At 70.7% G+C, this 6,606-nt stretch carries 5 protein-coding genes; 1 reads left to right on the top strand and 4 read right to left on the bottom strand.

Translation table 11 applies throughout. From position 1 onward, the window contains the following. Window positions 1–18 precede the first annotated feature (18 nt). Window positions 19–1,773, bottom strand: coding sequence for a DEAD/DEAH box helicase (locus MFF54_RS17755; protein ID WP_238304142.1), 1,755 nt, complete (start codon window positions 1,771–1,773; stop codon window positions 19–21). Between the two features lie 217 nt (window positions 1,774–1,990). Between MFF54_RS17755 and MFF54_RS17750 the strand changes: the two genes are divergently transcribed. Further along, window positions 1,991–3,103: a calcium:cation antiporter gene (locus tag MFF54_RS17750; RefSeq protein ID WP_238304141.1), complete on the top strand. Its 1,113-nt coding sequence runs from the start codon at window positions 1,991–1,993 to the stop codon at window positions 3,101–3,103. Between the two features lie 64 nt (window positions 3,104–3,167). Here MFF54_RS17750 and murJ read toward each other — a convergent pair whose 3' ends face one another. The 3 genes from murJ to MFF54_RS17735 form a co-directional block, all read right to left on the bottom strand. Continuing rightward, window positions 3,168–4,697, bottom strand: a complete 1,530-nt coding sequence (murJ, locus tag MFF54_RS17745; protein WP_238304140.1) for a murein biosynthesis integral membrane protein MurJ — start codon at window positions 4,695–4,697, stop codon at window positions 3,168–3,170. A 167-nt stretch (window positions 4,698–4,864) separates the two neighbouring features. Then, window positions 4,865–5,581 carry a sigma-70 family RNA polymerase sigma factor gene (locus tag MFF54_RS17740; protein ID WP_370880298.1) on the bottom strand — a complete coding sequence of 239 codons (717 nt, stop codon included), beginning with the start codon at window positions 5,579–5,581 and terminating at the stop codon, window positions 4,865–4,867. Window positions 5,582–5,818: 237 nt separating this feature from the next. Continuing rightward, complete coding sequence (locus MFF54_RS17735) at window positions 5,819–6,418, bottom strand: superoxide dismutase (RefSeq protein WP_238304139.1); 600 nt, start codon at window positions 6,416–6,418, stop codon at window positions 5,819–5,821. Between the last annotated feature and the right edge of the window lie 188 nt (window positions 6,419–6,606).

Genomic DNA, 6,606 nt, shown 5'->3' with positions numbered 1-6,606 from the left:
CGACGGGTCGGTCCTGCCTCAGCCTTGCTGCGGCGCGCGGGCGACCTTGCCTTTGCGATACGGCTTCGGGCCGGGCGCGCGCTCCGCTCCTCGCTCGACGTGACGACTGTGCTTGGTTGCGCGCGGGCTCTTGAAGTCCCGGGGGGGCGGCGCCCCCTCGTTGCCCAGAGCCTCAACCTGGATCTCCGGCGAGCCGTTGCGGGCGAAAGCCTCCGCGAACTGGCGCGCCGCACCGCCGCGGATCTCGAACTTGGTCTCGCGCTCGAAGATGCGGATGGCGCCGATCACCTCGCGGTCGACCTTGCCGCGCCGGGTCAGCAGCGGCAGCAGGCGGCGTGGGTCGGCGTTGTCGCGCCGGCCGAGATTCAGCCGGAACCACACGGCCGGGCCCATCGCGGCGATGCGCTCGGCATCCATCGGATCGTAGGGCGCACGGCCCGTGACCGCGCGGCCGCCCCGGTCACCCGGATCGGTCACGTCTTCGGGGGCCGGCAGGCGCGTCCGGTAGACCCGCGCCAGCAGCGCCGCCAGTTCGGCCGGTGAGCGCTCGGCCAGCAGCGTCTCGGCGAGCGCCACGTCCTCCTCGGCCGGCGGCTCGCTGAAGAGCGGGTCGGCGAGCATGCGCTCGCCGTCGAGCCGCCGGATCTCGTCGGCGGATGGCGGGCCCATCCATTCCGGCGTCACCTTGGCGATGGCGAGCATCTGCTCGGCCCGGCGGCGGCGGGCGTTCGGAACCAGCAGGACGCTGACGCCCTTGCGGCCGGCGCGGCCCGTGCGGCCCGAGCGGTGCTGCATCACTTCTGCGTCGTGCGGGAGATCCGCGTGGATCACGAGGCTCAGCGTCGGCAGGTCGATACCGCGGGCAGCGACGTCGGTCGCCACGCAGACCCGGGCGCGCCCGTCACGCAGCGCCTGGAGCGCGGCGTTGCGCTCGCCCTGGCCGAGCTCACCCGAGAGCGCGACCACCGAGAAGCCGCGCTCGGTCAGGCTCGCCTGGAGGTGGCGCACGGCGTTGCGGGTGTTGCAGAACACGATCGCGGTCGGCGCGTCGGCCTCGCGCAGCACATTGAGGACGACGTGCTCGATCTCGCGCGGCACCACCCGGATCGCCCGGTAGCTGATGTCGGCGTGGCCCCTGACCTCGCTCTTGATCGCGAGGCGCAGCGCGTCGCGCTGGTAGCGCTCTGCCAGCGCCTCGATGTCCCGCGGTAGGGTGGCGGAGAACAGGAAGGTCGCCCGCTCGGCCGGCGTACCCGAGAGGATGAACTCGATATCCTCGCGGAAGCCGAGGTCCAGCATCTCGTCGGCCTCGTCGAGGACGACGGTGCGCAAGGCCTCCGGATGCAGGTTGCGGCGCTCCAGATGGTCGCGCAGGCGCCCCGGTGTGCCGACCACGATGTGCACGCCGTCGGCGAGCATCCGGGCCTCGCGGCGCGGATCCATGCCGCCGACGCAGGACACGACGCGGCCGCCGGCCGGCGCGTAGAGCCAGGACAGCTCGCGCTGGACCTGAAGGGCGAGCTCGCGGGTCGGCGCGATCACCAGGGCGAGCGGGGCGCCCGCCGGCGGCAGCGTCTCGGCCTCGCCGAGCAGCGTGCCCGCCATGGCGAGCCCGTAGGCCACGGTCTTGCCCGACCCGGTCTGGGCTGAGACGAGAAGGTCGCGGCCCTCGCTGGCGGCCTCCAGGACGGCGCTCTGCACCGGGGTCGGCTCGGCGTAGCCGCGCTCGTCGAGCGCCCGCGCGATGGCGGCGGGCAGATGGGGAAACGGCAAAGGTCAGGCTCTCACGACCGGGCCGGACGAGCGCGTGACGACGCGCTCAGGTCGCGGGCGAAGCGGTCTCGAATCGTGTTGCGGAGAAATTGACTTAGCAAGTTTTCGCGTCGCGCGCCACGCCCGTCGCCGCATGGGGCATTTGCATCCCGCACGGCCGCATTGCGGCGCAACCTCTCGTCCCGCAAAAGCTTAACCGTGCGCAGAGGGGACGACGATGGGCGGATACGTACGGTTGGCGGTGGCGTGGGCGAGCGTCGCGGCGTTCTGGTGGTTCGGCAAGGGCTGGCTCGGAGACCTCGGCAGCCCGCTCTGGGCAAGCCTGCTCTTCGGGTGGCTGCTCGCGATCATCCTGTGGGCCGCGTTCGGGGTGGTGCACGAGGCTGAGGAACTCGCCGAGATGCTGGGCGAGCCCTTCGGCACGCTGATCCTGACCCTCGCCATCGTGATCATCGAGGTCGCGCTGGTCTCGGCCGTGATGCTCTCGGCCAAGGCCGCGCCGACGCTCGGGCGGGACACGATGTTCGCCGTTCTGATGATCGTGCTGAACGGGGTCGTGGGTCTCGGGCTCCTCGTCGGAGGGCTGCGCCACCACCAGCAGAGCTACAACCTGCAGGGCGCCTCCGCCTTCCTGGCGGTGATCATCCCGCTCACCACGATCGCCCTGATCATCCCGAACTTCACCACCTCGACCCCGGACGGCTCGCTGACGCAGTTCCAGGCGGTGGCGTTCTCGATCTTCACCGTGGCGCTCTACGGGGTGTTCCTGCTGATACAGACGGGGCGCCACAGCGACTTCTTCAAGGATCCGCGCGCCCGGGCCGAGGCCGAGCGGACCGAGGCTGTCGAAGCGCCCGCCAAGCACCGGGCCTCGGCGGGCATGGTCCTGGGCCACATCGGGCTGCTGGTGGCCAACATCCTGCCGATCGTGCTCTTGTCGAAGAGCCTCGCGACGATCCTCGACCACGGCATCGCGGCGCTCGGCGCGCCATCCGCGCTCGGCGGCGTGCTGATCGCCGCGATCGTTTTCACGCCCGAGGGTATCTCGGCGCTCAAGGCCATCGCCCGCAACGAGCTGCAACGGGCGATCAACCTGTGCCTGGGGGCCGCGACCTCGACGATCGGCCTCACGGTGCCGGCGGTGCTGGCGATCGGGCTGATGTCCGGGCAGACCGTGATCCTGGGCCTCAGCCCCACCGGCATGGCGCTCCTCGCCGTGACGCTGATCCTCAGCGCGCTCACCTTCTCGGGGCCCCGCACCACCGTGCTGGAGGGCGCGGTGCACCTGATCCTGTTCTTCGTCTACGTCGTGCTGATCTTCAGCCCGTAAGGCCTGGGTCTGATGGACCAATACCGGTTCCGTCAGGCCGGCATCGGTCCACGGGAGCGGCAGCTCATCGCCGCCGCAGGCGCAGGCCGAGAAGGTGGAGCAGGCCGACGAGCAGAGCGCCGTAGACCGCGGCGCCCGCGAGGCCGATAAGACCCAGCACCGCGATCTCGCGCCCGTGCGGCAGCGCCGGCACCAGCCTCTCGGCGAGGGGAAGGCCGTAGATCGCGACCCCCGCAAGGCCCGCGCAGGCGAGCGCAACGCCGAGTATAGTGAAGCCGAGCGTCCGGCCCGGCGCCGTCCAGCCCCGGCGCCAAGCCAGAGCCACGAGGAGCGCGAGGTTGACCCACTGGCTGATCGCGGTGGCGAGCGCGAGGCCGGTGACGCCGTAGGGGCCGGTCAGCACGAGCTTCAGCGCCACATTGACGGCGATCGCCGTCAGCGATGCCCAGAGCGGCGTCGTCGTGTCCTGGCGAGCGTAGAAGCTCGCGACAGCGCTGCGCACCAGCACCACGGCGGGCAGTGCCAGGCCGTAGGCGGCCAGAACGTCGGCGGCGCGGGCGGCGTCCTCCGCACCGAAGGCGCCGCGCTGGAACAGGGCGGCCATGATCAGCCCCGGCAAGATCAGGAAGGCAACCGTGAAGGGCGCCGACAGCGCGAGCGAGAACCCCGCCGCCCGGTTCTGCGCTGCGTGGGCGCCCGCCACGTCGCCCGCCGCGATGCGCCGGCTCATCTCGGGCAGCAGCACGGTGCCAGCCGCGATGGCAATGACCCCGAAGGGGAGCTGGTAGAGCCGGTCGGCGTAGTACAGCGCCGAAACCGCCCCGGTCGGCAGCAGGCTCGCGATAATGGTGTCGGCGAACGTCGCGATCTGGAACCCGGCCGCGCCGATCACGGCGGGGCCCAGAACCCTGAAGAAGCGACCCATGGCGGGGTCGCGCAAGGTCGGGCGCGCCAGTCGCGGCGCGACCCCGGCCCGGCGCGCGGCCCACCAGACCAGACCGAACTGCAGCACCCCTGAGACCGCCACACCCCAGGCGGCTGCGTAGGCCGCGTTCGGGAATAGGAAGGCGAGAGCGAGGGCTGCCAGCATCGCGAGGTTGAGCAGCACCGGCGCGCCGGCGGCCGCCGCAAAGCGGCGATGCGCGTTGAGGACGCCGGAGGTCAGCGTCACCAGCGTCATGAACAGCAGGTACGGGAAGGTGATGCGGGTGAGCGAGACCGCGAGCTCGAATCGCTCGGGATCCTCCGAGAAGCCCGGCGCCAGCGCCCGCACCACCAGCGGCATCAGGGGCAAGGCCAGCGCCAGCAGCGCCGCCTGCACGACGAGCATCAGGCTGAAGACGCGGTCGGCGAAAGCCTGGGCCGCGCCCGGCTCCCCCGCCTCGGCGAGCCCCGCATAGGAGGGTACGAAGGCGGTGTTGAAGGCGCCCTCGCCGAAGATCGCCCGGAAATGGTTCGGCAGCCGGAACGCCACCACGAAGGCGTCGGCCACCGGCCCGGCCCCCATCACGGCGGCCATCACCACATCGCGGGCGAAGCCCGTGGCACGCGAGACGAGCGTCCAGCCGCCGACCGAGAGGATGGAGCGGATCACGGGGCGCGGACTTCGGAGGGGTGCGGAGCGGGCATGGCCCCTGCCGTAGCAGATCCGCCTGCCGCCCGATGCGCGGGCACCGCAACACCCCGAGCGGTTTCGACAGGTCCGAGACCTTTCGCAGGTGCAGGGCGGAGCCCTGCCGGAAACCGGGTTCGCCCGCGGCCTCAGGCCCGGGTGGAGCCCGAGGCCAGACCCTGCTCGGCCCGGTCGAGGCCGAGCGCATCGGCGAGCCAGGCGCGGGCGCGGCTGACCCGGCTCTTCACCGTGCCGGTCTGGCAGCCGATCACCTCGGCAGCGGCTTCGTAGGTGAGGCCGTGCGCGCCGACGAGGAGCAGCGCCTCCCGCTGCGAGGCCGGAAGCTTGGCCATCGTCGACCAGACGTTCTGGAGTGCGATGCGCTCGACCTGATCCGGCAGGCTGATCATGGTCGCGGCAGCGGCGCCGTCTACGTCCTCGACCTGGCGGCGATGCTTGCGGATCTCGCTGTAGAACTGGTTGCGCAGGATCGTGAACAGCCAGGCGGTAAAGTTCGTGCCGGGCCGGAACTTTTCGCGGTTGGCCCAGGCCTTGAGCACCGTCTCCTGCACGAGGTCGTCCGCCCGCGCGGCGCTCACCGCCAGGGACAGGGCGAAGGCGCGGAGCGCCGGCAGGGCTGCGATCAGGTCTTCGCCGAAGGTCTTCTCCTCGGCCGCCGCATGGCCGTCGAGGGCCGCAACGAGGCGGCGGATCAGGTCAACGAAGGTATCGGGCGGCGTCTCCTCGATCAGGACGGCGTAGCTCTCACGCAGTTGTGCGCCGAGATGATCCCGGACGGCTGGAGGCAGGGCACCGGGGCCGCTCAAGACCGCGCCACCGCTCTCCGGCTGCACGGGCGCCACCACATCGGTACGGTCGCTCGCTCCGCTCAAGGCTAAGCCCCTCCTGGCACGGCACCCGCGAATCCCGGGCGCTGGGCAAATCGGAAATGTTCTAAGGAGCTTCTGGCAAGGCGATTCTGAACGTTCGGTGACGGACACACCACAGAGTTGAGCATAAAGAAAGAGCCACGCCTCGGTTGAGGCGCGGCCCGCAGGAATTATCCCGTGACGGTGCCCGTGGGGCACCGTCCGAAGCAGGGTTCAGGCGGTGGCCTCGGCGTACATCTCCTCCACGTGCTCCCAGTTCACCAAGTTCTCGATGAAGGCCTTCAGGTAGTCGGGACGGCGGTTGCGGTAGTCGATGTAGTAGGAGTGCTCCCAGACATCGACGCCGAGGATCGGCTGGGCGCCGTGGACCAGGGGGTTCTCGCCGTTCGGGGTCTTGAGGATGGCGAGCTTGCCATCCTTCACGGCGAGCCACGCCCATCCCGAGCCGAACTGGCCGATGCCGGCCTGGATGAAGTCGGCCTTGAACTTCTCGAAGCCGCCCAAGTCCTCCTCGATCTTCTTGGCGAGCGCGCCGGGCGGGTTGCCGCCGCCGTTCGGCTTCATCCACTGCCAGAAGTGGACGTGGTTGTAGTGCTGCCCGGCGTTGTTGAAGAGCGCCTGGTTGGTGTTGTAGCTCGCCTTGACGATCTCCTCGACGCTCTTGCCCTGGAGGTCGGTGCCCTCGAGCAGCTTGTTGCCCGTGTCGACATAGGCCTTGTGGTGCTTGTCGTGGTGAAACTCGAGGGTTTCCTTGGACATGTAGGGGGCCAGCGCGTCGTAGGCGTAGGGCAGTTCCGGCAGGGTGAAGGTCATGGGGTCCGTCTCCGTTCTCGGGGCTGGTCTCTCGGGCTCCTCGGTCGTGCGCCGCGCCGGCCCGCGCCCGATCCTGGCGGCTCGGCGCCGGCTCCGGGTCTTCGAGGATCGTGCCAGGATCCCCGTCCCCGGGCCGCTCTCGGCCGGCCGAGCATCGACGGCCCGGTAGGTAAGTCGCGGCGTGGGGC

The sequence above is a fragment of the Methylobacterium gregans genome (assembly GCF_022179245.1).
GTDB classification, from domain to species: Bacteria; Pseudomonadota; Alphaproteobacteria; order Rhizobiales; family Beijerinckiaceae; genus Methylobacterium; species Methylobacterium gregans.
The sequence above is the reverse complement of the archived record's forward strand: the minus strand, read 5'-3'. Positions and strand labels throughout refer to the sequence as shown.